This is a genomic window from Pseudomonas rustica, assembly GCF_049959085.1.
Taxonomy (GTDB): domain Bacteria; phylum Pseudomonadota; class Gammaproteobacteria; order Pseudomonadales; family Pseudomonadaceae; genus Aquipseudomonas; species Aquipseudomonas rustica.
On sequence record NZ_CP188200.1, the window covers coordinates 1,999,417 to 2,014,386 of the forward strand.

Annotated in this window: 16 protein-coding genes; 9 read left to right on the forward strand and 7 right to left on the reverse strand. The window is 59.1% G+C overall.

Annotation, left to right across the window (positions count from 1 at the left end):
• The first annotated feature begins 29 nt into the window (after window positions 1-29).
• The 3 genes from ACP3TY_RS09380 to ACP3TY_RS09390 all read left to right on the forward strand — a co-directional run bounded on the left by ACP3TY_RS09380 (window position 30) and on the right by ACP3TY_RS09390 (window position 1,814).
• Entirely contained in the window at window positions 30-479 is a 450-nt protein-coding gene (locus ACP3TY_RS09380; RefSeq protein WP_053120970.1) for a hypothetical protein, read from the forward strand.
• Window positions 476-673 (forward strand): hypothetical protein, encoded by a 198-nt coding sequence (locus ACP3TY_RS09385; RefSeq protein ID WP_426619800.1) that lies wholly within the window; start codon window positions 476-478, stop codon window positions 671-673. The genes ACP3TY_RS09380 and ACP3TY_RS09385 overlap by 4 nt, the downstream gene beginning before the upstream one ends.
• A gap of 127 nt (window positions 674-800) precedes the next feature.
• On the forward strand, window positions 801-1,814 hold the full coding sequence (locus ACP3TY_RS09390) for an ABC transporter substrate-binding protein (RefSeq protein ID WP_426619801.1): 1,014 nt from the start codon (window positions 801-803) through the stop codon (window positions 1,812-1,814).
• Window positions 1,815-1,920: 106 nt separating this feature from the next.
• Here ACP3TY_RS09390 and ACP3TY_RS09395 read toward each other — a convergent pair whose 3' ends face one another.
• Window positions 1,921-4,053, reverse strand: a complete 2,133-nt coding sequence (locus ACP3TY_RS09395) for a TonB-dependent receptor (RefSeq protein WP_426619802.1) — start codon at window positions 4,051-4,053, stop codon at window positions 1,921-1,923.
• A 93-nt stretch (window positions 4,054-4,146) separates the two neighbouring features.
• Window positions 4,147-4,536 carry a DUF2946 domain-containing protein gene (locus ACP3TY_RS09400; RefSeq protein ID WP_426619803.1) on the reverse strand — a complete coding sequence of 130 codons (390 nt, stop codon included), beginning with the start codon at window positions 4,534-4,536 and terminating at the stop codon, window positions 4,147-4,149.
• Between the two features lie 95 nt (window positions 4,537-4,631).
• Between ACP3TY_RS09400 and ACP3TY_RS09405 the strand changes: the two genes are divergently transcribed.
• Window positions 4,632-5,072 (forward strand): DUF3995 domain-containing protein, encoded by a 441-nt coding sequence (locus ACP3TY_RS09405; RefSeq protein WP_053120960.1) that lies wholly within the window; start codon window positions 4,632-4,634, stop codon window positions 5,070-5,072.
• Between the two features lie 186 nt (window positions 5,073-5,258).
• Here ACP3TY_RS09405 and ACP3TY_RS09410 read toward each other — a convergent pair whose 3' ends face one another.
• On the reverse strand, window positions 5,259-5,873 hold the full coding sequence (locus tag ACP3TY_RS09410; RefSeq protein WP_426619804.1) for a DNA-3-methyladenine glycosylase family protein: 615 nt from the start codon (window positions 5,871-5,873) through the stop codon (window positions 5,259-5,261).
• 38 nt (window positions 5,874-5,911) lie between these two features.
• Window positions 5,912-6,994: a bifunctional transcriptional activator/DNA repair enzyme AdaA gene (locus ACP3TY_RS09415; protein WP_426619805.1), complete on the reverse strand. Its 1,083-nt coding sequence runs from the start codon at window positions 6,992-6,994 to the stop codon at window positions 5,912-5,914.
• Window positions 6,995-7,212: 218 nt separating this feature from the next.
• Here ACP3TY_RS09415 and ACP3TY_RS09420 point away from each other — a divergent pair, with 218 nt between their 5' ends.
• Window positions 7,213-7,626, forward strand: coding sequence for a VOC family protein (locus tag ACP3TY_RS09420; protein ID WP_212549238.1), 414 nt, complete (start codon window positions 7,213-7,215; stop codon window positions 7,624-7,626).
• Between the two features lie 3 nt (window positions 7,627-7,629).
• Here ACP3TY_RS09420 and ACP3TY_RS09425 read toward each other — a convergent pair whose 3' ends face one another.
• Window positions 7,630-8,250 (reverse strand): LysE family translocator, encoded by a 621-nt coding sequence (locus ACP3TY_RS09425; RefSeq protein WP_426619806.1) that lies wholly within the window; start codon window positions 8,248-8,250, stop codon window positions 7,630-7,632.
• Window positions 8,251-8,525: 275 nt separating this feature from the next.
• Here ACP3TY_RS09425 and ACP3TY_RS09430 point away from each other — a divergent pair, with 275 nt between their 5' ends.
• The 3 genes from ACP3TY_RS09430 (at window position 8,526) to ACP3TY_RS09440 (ending at window position 12,145) form a co-directional block, all read left to right on the forward strand.
• Window positions 8,526-9,140, forward strand: coding sequence for a biliverdin-producing heme oxygenase (locus ACP3TY_RS09430; protein WP_426619807.1), 615 nt, complete (start codon window positions 8,526-8,528; stop codon window positions 9,138-9,140).
• On the forward strand, window positions 9,137-11,374 hold the full coding sequence (locus tag ACP3TY_RS09435) for an ATP-binding protein (RefSeq protein ID WP_426619808.1): 2,238 nt from the start codon (window positions 9,137-9,139) through the stop codon (window positions 11,372-11,374). Before ACP3TY_RS09430 ends, ACP3TY_RS09435 begins: the two co-directional genes overlap by 4 nt.
• Window positions 11,375-11,557: 183 nt before the next feature.
• Window positions 11,558-12,145, forward strand: a complete 588-nt coding sequence (locus ACP3TY_RS09440; RefSeq protein WP_426619809.1) for a LysE family translocator — start codon at window positions 11,558-11,560, stop codon at window positions 12,143-12,145.
• Window positions 12,146-12,249: 104 nt separating this feature from the next.
• Here the strand turns inward: ACP3TY_RS09440 and ACP3TY_RS09445 are convergent, their stop codons facing one another.
• Complete coding sequence (locus ACP3TY_RS09445; RefSeq protein WP_426619810.1) at window positions 12,250-13,083, reverse strand: AraC family transcriptional regulator; 834 nt, start codon at window positions 13,081-13,083, stop codon at window positions 12,250-12,252.
• A 35-nt stretch (window positions 13,084-13,118) separates the two neighbouring features.
• The gene (locus ACP3TY_RS09450) at window positions 13,119-13,622 is read right to left on the reverse strand and encodes a VOC family protein (RefSeq protein WP_426619811.1); all 504 of its coding nucleotides are present in this window, start codon (window positions 13,620-13,622) and stop codon (window positions 13,119-13,121) included.
• A gap of 316 nt (window positions 13,623-13,938) precedes the next feature.
• On the opposite strand from ACP3TY_RS09450, the gene ACP3TY_RS09455 reads away from it, so the two are divergent.
• On the forward strand, window positions 13,939-14,904 hold the full coding sequence (locus ACP3TY_RS09455; RefSeq protein WP_426619812.1) for a glycosyltransferase family 2 protein: 966 nt from the start codon (window positions 13,939-13,941) through the stop codon (window positions 14,902-14,904).
• Window positions 14,905-14,970 lie beyond the last annotated feature (66 nt).

The window sequence follows — 14,970 nt, forward strand, 5'->3', positions numbered from 1 at the left end:
ATGTTTCTTTGGCAGTCAGTAACCTCGATATGCATGCTTTGTTCGTGCTGGGTGATTTGCGCGCGAAGCTGGTCAAGCTGTTTCAATCGCGTTTTGTTTACATCACCGAGCAGAGCGCCGAAGGCATTTACGTCGCCGAAATCGACACCGAAAGTGCCTTGGTGGTCGATGACAAACCCGGGCTCAAGCTCAAGGTTGGCGATCATTTCAGTGCGTCGGTCTTGCCCAGCCGTGAAGGCGGCAAGATGGACATCCGTTTTCGCGAAATCAAACTGACGGTCTATGGCTTGGGCGACTACGCCTTTGTCACGACGGCCGATGGCCAGGCGATTCTGTTCAAGGAAGGCCACAGCGTAGTCACGGTGTTCGCCGCCAATGAGCAACTGCAGGAAGGCCTGACCAAAACGCTGAAAGCCGTCACCGCCAAAGCCGCCAAATGGCGCAAAGGCGAACTGGTGACCTTCAAGGCCAGCGAGTGAGCCGGGCGGACTTCCACTCGCAGAACCTCGACACGGCGCGCGAGGAGGCCCGGCGTTTGTACGCGGCGAAGGCGCCAATGCAGGGCGCCTGGCTGGGCTGGGTGGCGTCGCAGATCTACACCTTGCGGCCTGCGGAATACGCCGCCATGGTCAGACGCGAGCTACAAAGCTTGCAGGAAAAATCTGAAACATAACCTCGACTGAATCATCTACCCGAAAACACTGGAACCTCGGCTACAGTCAGTTGACTGAGTATTCAGAGGCTTGCGGTCTTCTGTCAGGCCATCCTGCCAATGCTGTGAACAGCACGAGGGGTAATAGATGAACGGATTTCGACGGTTATTGGCCGCCAGCGTGGCGACATTCGGGATGCTGACGTCGGCGCAAGCGGTGATGGCGGCCGAGACGCCGATCCATTTCGCTGACCTGAACTGGGAAAGCGGCAGCCTGATCACTGATGTGTTGCGCATTATCGTCGAGAAGGGCTACGGGCTGCCGACCGACACGCTGCCCGGCACCACCATCACGCTGGAAACCGCGCTGGCCAACAATGACATTCAGGTCATTGGTGAAGAGTGGGCCGGGCGCAGTCCGGTGTGGGTCAAGGCTGAGGCTGAGGGCAAAGTGGTCAGCGTCGGCGATACCGTCAAAGGCGCCACCGAAGGCTGGTGGGTGCCGGAATACGTGATCAAGGGTGATGCGGCCAAAGGCATCAAGCCGCTGGCGCCGGACTTGCGCAGTGTCAGTGACCTTAAAAAATACAAGGACGTGTTCAAGGATCCGGAAAACCCGAGCAAGGGCCGGTTCCTCAACAGCCCGATCGGCTGGACCTCGGAAGTGGTCAACAAGCAGAAGCTGACGGCGTACGGGTTGCAGGACGACTACACCAATTTCCGCAGTGGTTCGGGCGCGGCGCTGGATGCGGAAATCAGTTCGTCGATTCGTCGCGGCAAACCGGTGTTGTTCTACTACTGGTCGCCGACGCCGCTGCTGGGCAAATTCAAACTGGTGCAACTGGAAGAGCCGGCGTTTGATGCTGCAGCGTGGAAGACGCTGACGGATGCCGATAATCCCAATCCAAAACCAACGCGGTCACTGGCTTCGAAGCTGTCGATTGGCGTGTCGACGCCGTTTCAGAAGCAGTATCCGCAGATTACCGAGTTCTTCAGCAAGGTCGATTTTCCGATTGAGCCGTTGAACAAGGCGTTGGCCGAGATGAGCGAGAAGCACACGGCGCCACGGGAGGCGGCGGTGGCGTTTATGAAGGCGCATCCGGATGTGTGGCAGGCCTGGTTGCCGAAGGATGTGGCGGACAAAGTATCCGCAGGTCTATAGCCGACCCGATCCTGTAGGAGCTGCCGAAGGCTGCGATCTTTTGATTTTGATTGTTTTAAAAGCAAGATCAAAAGATCGCAGCCTTCGGCAGCTCCTACAGGTTTTTTTAGAATTTCGTTGCCACCGCCAATTCAAAAGTACGCGGCGTCCCGAGGTAATAAGCCGGCGACACATGCGCAAATTCGGCATACACCTCATTGGTCAAATTGCGCACCCGCCCGGTCACAGTCGTGTGCGAATCGACCTTGTAGCTGAGGGAGCTGCCGAACAACGTGTACGACGGCACCGTCATCGTATTGGCCGTATCGGCAAACACCGACGCCACATACCGCGCATCAACCCCACCTTGCCATTGCGGCGAAAAATCATAAGTCAGCCACAGATTGCCGACCCGATCCGGCACGTTGGTCGGCGTGTTGCCCTTGCGCGACACCACCACGCCGGCAGCGTTTTTCTCGGTGAAATCGTCGTACTGTGCATCGACCCAGGCGAAGTTGCCTTCGGCCAACAGCTTGTCGGTGATCCGCAGCGAACTGGCGATCTCAATGCCTTTCGACGTTTGCTGGCCCACCGGAATGCTGCTAGTCGGATCCAGTGGATCGGTCACGGCGAAGTCTTTGCGCTCGATCGTATACGCCGCCAACGTCGCCGAGCCGCGCCCGTTCAGATATTCGAACTTGCTACCGATTTCCCATTGCTTGCCCGTCGAGACGTCGAAGTCCTGGGTGCCGTTCGGCTGCTCGGCGGCGGTGCTGTATTGCACGTAAACGTTGGCCGACGGGATGAACTGGTACGTCAGGCCGGCGCGTCCGGTGAGCGGTTCCCAGCTGCGTTTAAGGTGCTTGGGATTAGCGGCGGTCACCACTCGGTGGTTGGTCACGTCGAGGTCGATATCGTCATAACGCAGACCGGTGAGCAGCGACAGTTTGTCGGTGAGCGCCAAGCGGTTTTCCATGAACAGCGCTTTGGTGGTGACCTCGTTGGTCTTGTCGCTGATCAACGCCGGGTTGGTGCCGGGTATGTCGTAGAAATGCCCCGGCCGGTAGTTGTTCGGATCAACCGTGCTGGCGCCTTTGACGTTCAGCGGATAGTTGGTGGTCTGGTTGACCTTGTATTCGAAACCGCCCGACCACGTCGTCTCAAGTCCCAACAGCGTGTTGTCGTGACGCAGTTCGAACTGGTTGCCGTTCTGCTCGCCCTGATGGCGCACTTGATACGCGGTTGAGCGGTTCACCGCCGTGTTGTCGGCGTTGTACTGGTAGGTTTCGAGGTTGCGGTAATCGCGCTGGCTGTCGAGGTGATACAGCGTGTTGCGCAGGGTGGTGCTGTCGTTGATGCGGTAGTCGATGATCGAGCGCACCCAGATGGTGCGCTGCTCGTAGCGGCCGTCCTCGACGTTGTAGTTGTTGAAGCGGTTGTGTTTGTCGATCTTCAGCTCGCCGGCCTTGGGATTGAGCACTGGGGTTCCCCAATACGGACTGTCCTCGTGCTCGTCCTGGTATTCCAGCGCCAACGTATGTGACAGATCCGGCGTCAGGTCGCTGAGCAACGAGAACGCCACGCTCCAGGCATCGCGTTCCTGGCGGTCGATGTAGCCGTTGCTGGTGTTGTGGCTGACGTCGAGTCGGGCGTAGTGCTGGATGTCGGCGCTCGGGGCGGTCAGCGCATGGTTGAGGCCGAACGCGGTTTCGGTGGTGTCGTAAGTGCCGTAGCTGACCCGGCCTTCGATGGCTTGTTCATCGCGCGTGGCGAGTTTGGTCACGTAGTTCAGCGAACCGCCGACCGAGCCTGCGCCGTTGATCAGCGACGACGGGCCGCCGACCAGTTCCACCCGGTCGTAGATCCACGCGTCCACCGGTCGGGCGAGACCGCCGGAGACGTTGATGCCGTTGAACATCTGGGTAATCTGGCTGCTGGTGAAGCCGCGATAAGAGACGAATCCGCCGAAACCCGGCGGCGCGCTGGCATTGACGCCGGGCAGGGTGTTGGCGGCGTCCTGGAAGTTCTGCGCGCCGTGGCGCTCGATGTCGTTGCGGTTGGCGATGACCACCGAGGCCGGGGTGTCGCGCACGCTGAGGCCGAGGCGCGAGGCCATGCCGCTGGACTGGTCGAGGCTCAGGCCCGGTTCGGCGCCGGATTCGCCATCGATGGTGATGGGCGCCAGATCCACGGTGGATTGCGCCCAGACGTTGACGGACAGGCAGCCGCACAGGCTCGCCAGCAAAGTGAGTTGTTTCATCATTGAATCCTGAATGCTTGTCTAGGCGTCAGCGCACAGGCACACGCCGCGCGTTGGTGCAGTGGGCTGACGGATCAAAAAAGGCAGAAACACTCAGGCGAGCGGTGGGGCGCGAGGGTTGGCCGAGGGCCAGGTGAAGCGGGCAGGGAGGTCGGCACTAACGATCGGTGCCAGCGGTGGGCTGTGTTGCTCCGGCAGAACGGCGAGGGTCAGGCTGGAGTTGAACGCCGGGCCCATGCCGCCGCCGACCGAGCACAGCGGACAGCCGAACGCCTTGGACAGGGTCGGCAGTTTTTCTTCGGTGGGGTTGTTGGCGATCGGCGCTTGCGTGGCCGGGTCGACCTTACAGAACTGGCCGCCGATACCGTTCAGCTGCATGCCGACCATTTGTCCGTGACCGATGCTGCAGGCGAACACGTTGAACAGGACGCAGCAATAGAGCATCCAGGCCAGCAGTGAGCGATCGGTACGGGAGAATTTCATGGGGCGGCACTTTACCGTACCGCCGATCGGTCGTGCACTTCAAAAAATGCCAACTAGGATGATTTGTTCAAATCCCTTTCCAAGGATTCTCGACCATGACCTTTGTGTTGGCTCAATGGCTGGTGACGGTTTTTGCGGTGATCGCCCTGGTGCATGTGTACTGGGCGCTGGGCGGGCAATGGGCGGCGGTGGCGGCCGTGCCGCAAGTGCCGGTGCAAGGTTTGGTGGCGACGGTGCGCCCGGCGTTCAAACCTTCCGGCTGGATCACGTTGCTGGTCGCGGCGGCGCTGTTGGTGATTGCGGCGCTGGTGTGTATGCGCGTGGGTTGGGGCTTCGCGCCGGTGCATCACTGGTCGCTGCAATGGGGGATCAGCGCGATTGCGCTGCTGCTGTTCGCCCGGGCGATTGGTGATTCGAACCTGGTGGGGTTTTTCAAAGAGGTCAAAGGCTCACGGTTTTCACGGCTTGATACGTGGGTGTATTCGCCGTTGTGCGTGGTGCTTGGCGCGGGATTGCTGGCTGTTGCGTGGGTGTGAGCAGACGCCCACCCAGAGGCCGAACTCTCATTTCCACTGTAGGAGCTGTCGAGTGCAACGAGGCTGCGATCTTTGGCTTTTAAAAGATCAGGATCAAAAGATCGCAGCCTCGTTGCACTCGACAGCTCCTACAGACCCACAATCACACAGTCCCATGATTCCGCAGCACCTATAAGCGTTGGGGTTTCAGGGTTTGCCCACGCGCCATAGGTACCATGCGGCGACTGTGCGGTGTGGGCTCCAGGCCTGGCCGATGTCGATCATCTGTTTGCGTGTCGGTTGTACGTCGAGGCTTTTCAAGCGCCGATAACCTTCACGCACGCCGAAGTCGTCCGCCGGCAGAATGTCCATGCGTTCAAGGCTGTAGATCAGCAGCATTTCCACCGTCCAGCGACCGACCCCGCGCAGGCTGATCAAGCGTTCGATCAGCGCCTCATCGTCCATCGCCAGGGCCGTCGCGTAATCCGGCACCACGCCGTCCAGCGTGGCTTGGGCGATCCCTTGTATGGTCGCGATCTTGCCGCCCGAAAAGCCGCAACTGCGCATTCGATCAAAGTCAGTCGCGAGGATCTGCTCGGGACGCGGAAAGGACTCTCCGCCAAACAACCCCACCAGCCGCCCGACAATTGCATCCCCAGCCCTAGCGTGCAGTTGCTGATAAGCAATCGCCCGCACCAGCGACTCGTACGGATCACGCGCCGGATGCGGTTGATGCAGGCAAGGGCCGACAACGGCGATGTGCCGCTGCCAGTCTTCGTCGAGCGCGGCCAGAAACTCGCTGGCCGCTTGATAGGGGAGCATGCTTTTCAAAAATTCCCTTTTCTTGATCGATCAATTGGTCAGAAGGCCAAGGGTTGCGTGAGCTGTACCGCGGCGTTTTCCAGCCTCAGCAGAAATGCCTTGCGCGGCTGTCCTCCACCATAGCCGGTGAGCGAGCCATCCGCGCCAATCACCCGATGACACGGCACCACAATCGATAAACGATTGTGTCCGTTGGCCAGGCCCACCGCGCGACTCGCGCCGGGTTTGCCCAGCGCGGCGGCGATGGTGCCGTAGGTGCTGGTCTGCCCGTAGGGAATTTGCCGCAGCGCCGCCCAGACCTGCCGCGCAAACTCGCTGCCGGGCAAATGCAGCGCCACGGTAAATTCGCTGAGTGTGCCGGCAAAGTACGCCGCCAGTTGCTGTTCGATCTGCTGCAGATGTCCGTTGTGTCCCGGCACGACCGCATAGCCGTAGCGGTTCTGCAATTCCTCGACTTCGCGGGTCAACGCCGGGCGATCAAGAAACTCCAGCAACACCAGCCCACGACGTTCGGCCATGGCGATCATCGGCCCCAGCGGCGTGGTCAGGCGGGTGAACAGCAACGGTTCACTCTGCGCCGCGCGCCCCGGCGTGATGTGGAATGACTTCTGAAACGCATCACGAAAACCGCTGAGCGATTCATAGCCCGAGTCGAACGCGGCGTGATCAATTGACGTGCCTTGCTTGATCCCGCCCAACGCCATGCCCAATCGACGCGTGCGCAGCCAGGCATGGAAGGTCATGCCGAAATGCTGTTTGAACCAGCGCCGCAACTTCAGCGGCTCGATGCCTGCAGCGAGAAGTTGTGCATCGCTCCAGCGCACCTCGGGATCAGCTTCGACTGCTTTGAGCAGCGTCTGCACCCAGTCCGGCGCAATGGCGGCGGCGTCCAGCGGTTTGCAGCGCAGGCAGGCGCGATAACCGGCTGACAGGCAATCGTCGGCATGGGCGAAGAACTCGACGTTCTCCGGTTTCGGCTTGCGCGCCGTGCAGCTCGGGCGGCAGAAAATCCCCGTGGTTTTCACGGCGGTGAAGAACACGCCTTCATAGGCAGTGTCGCGTTCAAGCATGGCGCGAACCATTTCGGCGTGGGGCGGCAGGACAGCGGTTTGTATGTTCATGGCTTGAGAGTAAAACCAGATTGTCGATGGCTCCACCGAAAAATCGACAGTGAATTCCCACATCACCTGAACTACCGTGTAGGAGCTGCCGAAGGCTGCGATCTTTTGATCTTTGGACGCGGAGCGTCCGCGGCTGCATTCCCACGCAGAGCGTGGGAACGATCAGATCAAAAGATCGCAGCCTGCGGCAGCTCCTACACTGTGTGAGGCGTTCAGGTATGCATCCGTTTTCCATTCATCACATCGATCACATCGTTCTGCGCGTCGAGGATCTGCAACGCAGCATCGATTTCTACGGCCAGGTTTTCGGAGCCGAGGTGGTCAAGCGCAACGAGCCGCTGGGCCTGATCCATCTGCGCGCCGGCACCTCAATGATCGACCTCGTCGACCTGCAAGGCGAACTCGGCCGCAAGGGCGGCGGGGCGGCCGGGGTCGAGCGGCGTAACGTCGATCACTTCTGCCTGCGCATCGAACCGTTCGATGAAGTGGCGCTGACCGAACATCTGCAATCCTTCGGCCTGACCGTGGCCAAAGCCGAATCGCGTTTCGGCGCTGAAGGCAAAGGCCTCTCACTGTACTGCTTCGACCCGGATGGCAATCAGGTCGAACTCAAAGGCCCGTCCGAGGCGTAAACCTCACGCCCGTTTCGCCAGCAGCAGCACCGAAGCCGCCGCCGACAACAGTCCCGCGCAGCACCGATTGAAAATGCGCTTGCCGCGCGGTTCGGCGAACCAGCGGCGCATGTGCAGGCCCATGTAGGCGTAGGCGCTGATGGCGATCCACTCCAGCGACAGAAACAGCACGCCCAACACGGCGAACTGTGCTGGCACCGGGCGGCCAGGGTCGACGAACTGCGGCAAAAACGCGGTGAACAACAGGATCGCTTTCGGATTGCCGGCGGCCACCAGAAACTCCTGTCGCGCCAACGCCCAGAATCCCACCGAAGCTCCGGCAATTTCCTCCTCGGTTTCGGTATTGGCGCGCCACAGTTGCCAGGCCATGTACAACAAATACGCCGCGCCGACGATCTTGATCGCCTGAAACAGCCATTCCGACGTCTGCAACACCACCGATAGACCGGCGCCCGCCAGCGCAATCATCCCGGCAAACGCCAGAATCCGCCCGATGCCCGCCAAGCAGGCACGCTGAAAGCCGTAACGCGTGGCGTTACTCACCGACAGCAAATTGTTCGGGCCGGGGGCCATGTTCAGGGCGAAGCAGGCGGGGAGAAACAGCGACAGCGTGGCGAGATCCATGACAGCACTCCAGAAACCAGAAGCGCACTTTTATCACAGCCCCCGTGCGGCCCGACCCGTACAGTCAGGCAGTGCTGTCGCGGTACAGCGCCCGGCGGAACAGGCGAAACCGTTCGAACTTTTTGCGAAATCTGAAACTCTGAAAGGTCAGAGGGCGGTGGTTTCGTCTGAAAAAACTAGTCGTCGGGTCAGAAAAATGACCTGTGCCGTGTAAAATCCCTCGATGCGATGCCAACCCCGAATGGCCCCAGGCGGCCTCACCAAGAGCGATCTACATGCAAGCAAAGGCCCGTGAAGTTTATGTGCCACCGGTGCTGCAAGATCTGCGAGCCGGCACTGCCGACCTGCACATCGCACTGGAAAAACGCCTTCCTTTTTTCTCCGACGCCCTCGATATTCAGGCTTTTCAACGGCTGATGCAGGCTTACTACGGCTTCTACCTGCCGCTGGAAAGCGCATTGCTGGACAGCCACTGCATCCCCGCCGATTTTGATCTGACGCCACGTCTCAAAACCGCCACGTTGCGCGGCGACCTGCAAGCGTTGGACGTCGCGGATGAAGCGATCAGCCGCCTGCCGATCTGTAGCCAATTGCCGCAGATCAATTCCGGCGCTAGCTGCCTCGGCATACTGTACGTGCTCGAAGGCGCAACGCTCGGCGGGCAAATCCTGCGCCGGGAAATTTCTGCGCGGTTAGGCCTGGAAGCCGATAACGGCGCGGCTTTTCTCGATGTCTACGGCGCCGCCACCGGCCGTCGCTGGCGCGATTTCATGGAATACCTGGGCAGTCGACCGATGGATGCGGACGAGCGCAAGGCCGTGGTCGCGGCCGCACACACCACATTCAGTTGTTTCGAGCGCTGGCTCGAAAGCCGAGAGGTACTGGCATGACTCCGCAAGACAAACAAGCCTTTGAAGAACTGCTGGCCAACTGTGCCGACGAACCGATTCGGTTCCCCGGCGCGATCCAGCCGCACGGGTTGCTACTGACCTTGAGCGAGCCCGCGCTGGAGATCATTCAGGTCAGCGCCAACGTCGAGAGCCTGCTCGGCCGTCCTGCGCCGGAGTTGATCGGACAACCGCTGCAAAGCCTGATTGGCGATGAACACGCCGCGCAAGTACGCCAGACGTTGCAACAGCCAACTTTGTCCGACTCGGCGCCATTGCTGTTTCGACTCAACGACATGGCGTTCGAAGGCTTGCTGCACCGTCATCAAGGCGTGTTGATTCTCGAACTGGAAATCCACGTCGAGAACTTCCAGCCGCGTAACGTCGCCGGCAGCGAAACCCATTTGGGCCGCATGCTCCAGCGCCTGCAAGGCGCGACGACGTTGCAGGCGCTGTACGACATCAGCGTCAAAGAAATTCAGGCGATGACCGGTTACGACCGGGTGCTGATCTATCGTTTCGAAGAAGAGGGCCACGGCCAAGTCATTGCCGAAGCCTCCGATCCGTCGATGGAAGTGTTCAACGGTCTGTTCTTCCCTGCGTCCGACATTCCCGAGCAGGCCCGCGAGCTGTATCGCACCAACTGGCTGCGGATCATCCCGGATGCCGCGTACGAGCCGGTGCCGCTGGTGCCGAAGCTGCGTCCGGACACGCAAACGCCGCTGGACTTGAGTTTCGCCACGCTGCGCAGCGTGTCGCCGATTCACTGCCAATACATGAAGAACATGGGCGTGCTGTCGTCGATGAGTATTTCCCTGCTCAAGGGCGACAAACTCTGGGGCCTGATCAGCTGCGGCAACCGCGAACCGCTGCATGTGCCGCACGAATTGCGTGCCGCGTGCCAGACCATCGGCCAGGTGCTGTCGCTGCAAATCAGTGCGATGGAGGCGCTGGAAGTCAGCCGTCAGCGCGAAGCAAAAGTCGACGCGCTGGCGATGCTCAATCAAGCGATGATCGACTCGCCGCAGAATGTCTTCGACGGTCTGGCTAACCAGCCTGAAGTGCTGATGGCGCTGACCGGCGCCGGCGGCATTGCGATCATCGAAGACAAGCAATTGCACCGTTACGGCAACTGCCCGGCGCCGGACGAAATCCGCGCCCTGCACAAGTGGTTGCAGGACAGCGGCGAGGCGGTGTTCTCCAGTCATCATCTGGCCAGCGTTTACCCGCCGGCCGCGCACTATCAGCAAGTCGCCAGCGGTGTGCTCGCCATGAGCTTGCCGAAACCGGTCGACAACGGCGTGCTGTGGTTCCGCCCCGAGGTGAAGGAAAACATCAATTGGAGTGGCGATCCGCGCAAACCGCTGGATCTGGAAAACTCCGACGCCGGCCTGCGATTGCGCCCGCGTACGTCGTTTGAAATCTGGAAAGTCGAGATGGCCGGGATCTCCACCAAATGGAGCCACGGCGATCTGTTTGCGGCCAACGATCTGCGGCGTTCGGCGCTGGAAAATGATCTGGCGCGGCAAGTGCGCCGCGAGCAGGAAGCGGTGCGTGCCCGTGATGAGTTGGTGGCGGTGGTTTCCCACGATCTGCGCAACCCGATGACGGTGATCTCGATGCTCTGCGGCATGATGCAGAAGGCTTTCAGCTCTGACGGCCCGCATACGTCGCGACGGATCTCCACGGCCATCGACACCATGCAACAAGCGGCCGGGCGCATGAACACGCTGCTGGAAGACTTGCTCGACACCTCGAAAATCGACGCCGGACGCTACACCATCACCCCGCAGAAACTCGACGTCGGGCAGATGTTCGAAGAAGCACAATCGCTGCTTGCGCCGCTGGCAATCGACAAGGACATCAGCATTTCCTTTGAAGCCGACGCGGATCTGAGCATTCATGGCGATCCTGAGCGGCTGTTTCAGGTGCTGTCGAATCTGATCGGTAACGCGATCAAATTCACTCCGCGTCTGGGCACGGTCGGCGTGCGTGCGAAGTCGGTGGGCGATGAAATTGTCTTCACCGTGCGCGACAGCGGCGAGGGTATTCCCAAGGAAAACCTGCCGCACGTGTTCGATCGTTACTGGACGGTGAAGGACGGTAACCCGACTGGCACCGGCCTGGGTTTGTACATCACCCAAGGCATCGTCGAGGCCCATGGCGGGCGGATCGTCGCTGAGAGCGAACCGGGGCAGGGCAGCGAATTCCGCTTCACCGTGCCACGCCTGGACTAACCCACAAAATCCCCTGTAGGAGCTGCCGAAGGCTGCGATCTTTTGATCCTGTTTTCAAAAGACAAGATCAAAAGATCGCAGCCTTCGGCAGCTCCTACAGGGGCAGGGTGATTTTCTTCAATACCGGGAACCGGGCGCTGGTTAGGGTGGGCGCCTTGTTCCTTGTTTTGAAGCAGGTGTGCGATGAGTCTGATTGTTTCGATGGCAGCGTTTGCGCTGGCGGCGTCCATCACGCCGGGGCCGGTGAATATTGTGGCATTGAGTTCGGGGGCGCAGTTCGGCTTTCGCGCCAGTCAACGGCACGTCGCCGGAGCCACGCTAGGATTTGTGTTGCTGCTGGTGCTGATGGGGTTGGGGCTGCATGAAGTCCTGCAGCTCTGGCCATTCATGACCCGCGTGGTGCAACTGGCTGGGGTGGCGTTTTTGCTGTTCATGGCGTGGAAACTGGCCACCGATGACGGGCAACTGAACGCCAAGGATTCAGCGCGGGCGCCGTCGATGCTGTACGGCGCGGTGATGCAATGGCTCAACCCCAAGGCGTGGCTGGCCTGTGTTGCGGGGATGGGCGCGTTTGTCGCCGATGGTGAGGCGCAGTTGGTCTGGCAGTTTGCGGCGGTGTATCTGGTGATCTGCTATGTGTCGGTGGGTTGCTGGGTGTATGCCGGGACGTTCTTGCGCGGGTATCTGAGCAATGCGGCGGGGATGCGTTGGTTTAACCGGGTAATGGCTGGGCTGTTGGCGATCAGTGCGGGGTATTTGTTGTTGCCATAAACCTTGAAAGGCAAAAGATCGCAGCCTGCGGCAGCTCCTACAAGGGAATGAGTACACCCTGTAGGAGCTGCCGAAGGCTGCGATCTTTTGATCTTGCCCCAACGTTAGCCACGATACTGGCCGGGGGTTGCGGCCAGGTGTTGTTTGAACGCGCGCTGAAAATGCGCCTGATCAGCAAACCCAGCCTCCAGCGCCACATCGGCAATCAACTGCCCGCCACGTAACCGCTCGCGGGCAAACTGGATGCGCTGATTGACCAAAAACGCATGCGGTGTCATGCCGTAATGCTGCTTGAACGCGCGGATCAAATACGACGGTGAAAGCTGCGCCGCCGCGCAAATATCCTCAAGGCTGAGCAGTTCCGTGCAGTGCTCACGAATAAAATCCGCCGCCCGTTCCAGTTTGAAATTCGGCTCGCGCAACGCTTGCCCGGCCGGGTTCAGGCGCAATTGCAGATCGCTGAAAAACTCCACCGCCGTGCTCTGTTTACGCAGCACATCCTGCTGATCGTCGACCAACACTTCGTACAGCGCCATCAAGCCGCGAAACAGCGCCGCATCCTGCAAGTGCGTGGCGGAAAACCGGCGAAATTCCAGATCCTCACCAAACCCCAGTTGATGCTGCAAATCCGTCAGCCACGGCGTCTCGACGTATAGCATCACGTACGACCACGGCTGATCATCAATTGGATTGCAGGCATGCACGTCGCCCGGGTTCATCAACACCACCGTGCCCGCCGCCACTTCGAATTGCGCCTGTTCATGCACATAAGTACTGCGCCCGGCAGTGATCGCGCCGATGGAAAAGTGTGCATGGGAATGCCGGGCGTAACAGACTTCGCGACCATCGGCGATGGCCCGTGCTTCGAGAAAGGGCAGGGCGTCGTCGCGCCAGAAGCGCGGGGCTTTTTCAGGGTTTTTGGCGGCAGCGTGTTTCATTGTGGTTATTCCCGGCAGGCCAATGCCCGAGTGTATTAGCTCTGGCCGGCAAAGGCGCGTTCCAGTTCGGCAATGTCGAGTTTTTTCATTTTGAACATCGCCTGCATGGCCCGCTGCGACTTGCTGGAGTCGGCGTCCAGCATCATTTGCATGAACGCCACCGGGACGATTTGCCACGACACGCCGAACTTGTCCTTGAGCCAGCCACATTGCTGCGCTTCGACCGGGCCGCCCGCAGACAGTTGGCCCCAGAAATGGTCGACTTCTTCCTGATTCTGACAATTGACCTGAAACGAAATCGCTTCAGTGAACTTGAACATCGGCCCGCCATTCAGCCCGGTAAACGTATGGCCATCGAGCTCAAAACTGACGGTCATCACCGCGCCTTCCGGCTTGCCGTGAAATTCCTGACCGACCTTGCTGTAGTGGGTCAGGCCGGTGATTTTCGCGTGATCGAAGATCGAGCAATAGAACTTCGCCGCCGCTTCGGCCTGATCATCGAACCACAGGCACGGCGTGATTTTTTGAAAGCGTTGCATGGCAGTCATCCTCGGCAGGTTAGACACGCTGGACTTTCAGCGTAGACAGTCCTTGGTCGAATGGCCGTGCCGTAGATCGACATTGTCGTTCACCGTCTTCCGCGCGTCTCTCGGTCAGGGATCAGCATCCTTCCTGTGGCGGGTGTTTTCTGGGTAGAATGCCGGCGAAATTCTACCTTGCGAAATCTTCCGGGCTTTTGGATGTTCCGGGTAGAGCGCAAGGGTGTTTAAGTTTTTCTATGTATTGGCGGGCGTAAAGCAAAACACGCTAAGAGCAGATTATAGAATGAGCAGTGAAGGCGGAGTGTTGTAGATTATGGATGCAAATAACAGGTCTCTGGAGCTTTCTATAGTTGTTCCGGTATATGGCAGTGCAACTATTCTACCGGTGTTGATTCAGCAAGTTTACGAGGCCATGACCCAGGAGGGTCTTGCAGACGATTTTGAACTGATTCTGGTGAATGATGCCGGCCCTGATAACAGCTGGAGTGTCATACAGACATTGGCTTCGAATAACGCCTTCGTCCGTGGAATCAACCTGCGAAAGAACGCGGGACAACACAACGCAATCATGGCGGGGCTCAATAACGTCCGCGGTCGTATGGTTGTGATCATGGACGATGATTTGCAACATCCTCCCAGTGCTCTCGGCGATTTGATGCGTGCCTTGAAGGACGGTCACGACGTTTGCTACACAAAGTATCTGAACCGTCAGCATGCCTGGTGGAAGCAGGCCGGCAGCCGCTTTAATGACTATGTTGCGACACTGTTGCTAGGTAAGCCCAAGGGCTTGTACCTGTCGTCATTCAAGGCTTTGAAACGTGAAGTGGTTGAAGAAATTATCAAGTACGACGGTCCTTATACCTATATTGATGGTTTGATTCTGGACGTTACTCAGTCCATTACTTCCGTTGACATCGTGCACCAAGCGCGGCACGAAGGTGAAAGCAATTATAACTTCCGTCGCTTATTGTCATTGTGGATGAAAATGGCGACGAGTTTTTCCATTTTGCCACTCAGGTTCGCAACCTATATGGGCTTTGGCCTGGCGGCGCTGAGTCTGGTCATGGTGGTGTTTGTCGTGGTGGCCAAGTTGCTGCATCCTGAGTTTCCTCCAGGCTGGGCATCTTTGATTGCAGTGGTTCTCTTTATTGGCGGAATTCAAACATTGTGCATCGGCATGGTCGGAGAATATCTGGGCAGAACTTATTTGAAACTGAATCGCAGACAGCAGTTCATTATCGGCGGCACAACGTGGAAAAAAGCAGATGCCGATGAGTAGTTGCTGGTTGATCGCATCGCGAATAAACGCATCCGTGCGTGTGAGTGTTGTAGCTGAGGAGGCGAC

Excerpts from the sequence above, each read along its gene's own strand:
- ACP3TY_RS09415 (WP_426619805.1), bottom strand. The coding sequence starts at position 6,994 with ATGAACATACAAACCGCTGTCCTGCCGCCCCACGCCGAAATGGTTCGC.
- ACP3TY_RS09440 (WP_426619809.1), top strand. The coding sequence starts at position 11,558 with ATGAGTCTGATTGTTTCGATGGCAGCGTTTGCGCTGGCGGCGTCCATC.
- ACP3TY_RS09380 (WP_053120970.1), top strand. The coding sequence starts at position 30 with ATGCATGCTTTGTTCGTGCTGGGTGATTTGCGCGCGAAGCTGGTCAAG.
- ACP3TY_RS09405 (WP_053120960.1), top strand. The coding sequence starts at position 4,632 with ATGACCTTTGTGTTGGCTCAATGGCTGGTGACGGTTTTTGCGGTGATC.
- ACP3TY_RS09455 (WP_426619812.1), top strand. The coding sequence starts at position 13,939 with ATGGATGCAAATAACAGGTCTCTGGAGCTTTCTATAGTTGTTCCGGTA.
- ACP3TY_RS09395 (WP_426619802.1), bottom strand. The coding sequence starts at position 4,053 with ATGAAACAACTCACTTTGCTGGCGAGCCTGTGCGGCTGCCTGTCCGTC.
- ACP3TY_RS09425 (WP_426619806.1), bottom strand. The coding sequence starts at position 8,250 with ATGGATCTCGCCACGCTGTCGCTGTTTCTCCCCGCCTGCTTCGCCCTG.
- ACP3TY_RS09450 (WP_426619811.1), bottom strand. The coding sequence starts at position 13,622 with ATGCAACGCTTTCAAAAAATCACGCCGTGCCTGTGGTTCGATGATCAG.
- ACP3TY_RS09430 (WP_426619807.1), top strand. The coding sequence starts at position 8,526 with ATGCAAGCAAAGGCCCGTGAAGTTTATGTGCCACCGGTGCTGCAAGAT.
- ACP3TY_RS09390 (WP_426619801.1), top strand. The coding sequence starts at position 801 with ATGAACGGATTTCGACGGTTATTGGCCGCCAGCGTGGCGACATTCGGG.
- ACP3TY_RS09400 (WP_426619803.1), bottom strand. The coding sequence starts at position 4,536 with ATGAAATTCTCCCGTACCGATCGCTCACTGCTGGCCTGGATGCTCTAT.
- ACP3TY_RS09435 (WP_426619808.1), top strand. The coding sequence starts at position 9,137 with ATGACTCCGCAAGACAAACAAGCCTTTGAAGAACTGCTGGCCAACTGT.
- ACP3TY_RS09410 (WP_426619804.1), bottom strand. The coding sequence starts at position 5,873 with ATGCTCCCCTATCAAGCGGCCAGCGAGTTTCTGGCCGCGCTCGACGAA.
- ACP3TY_RS09445 (WP_426619810.1), bottom strand. The coding sequence starts at position 13,083 with ATGAAACACGCTGCCGCCAAAAACCCTGAAAAAGCCCCGCGCTTCTGG.
- ACP3TY_RS09420 (WP_212549238.1), top strand. The coding sequence starts at position 7,213 with ATGCATCCGTTTTCCATTCATCACATCGATCACATCGTTCTGCGCGTC.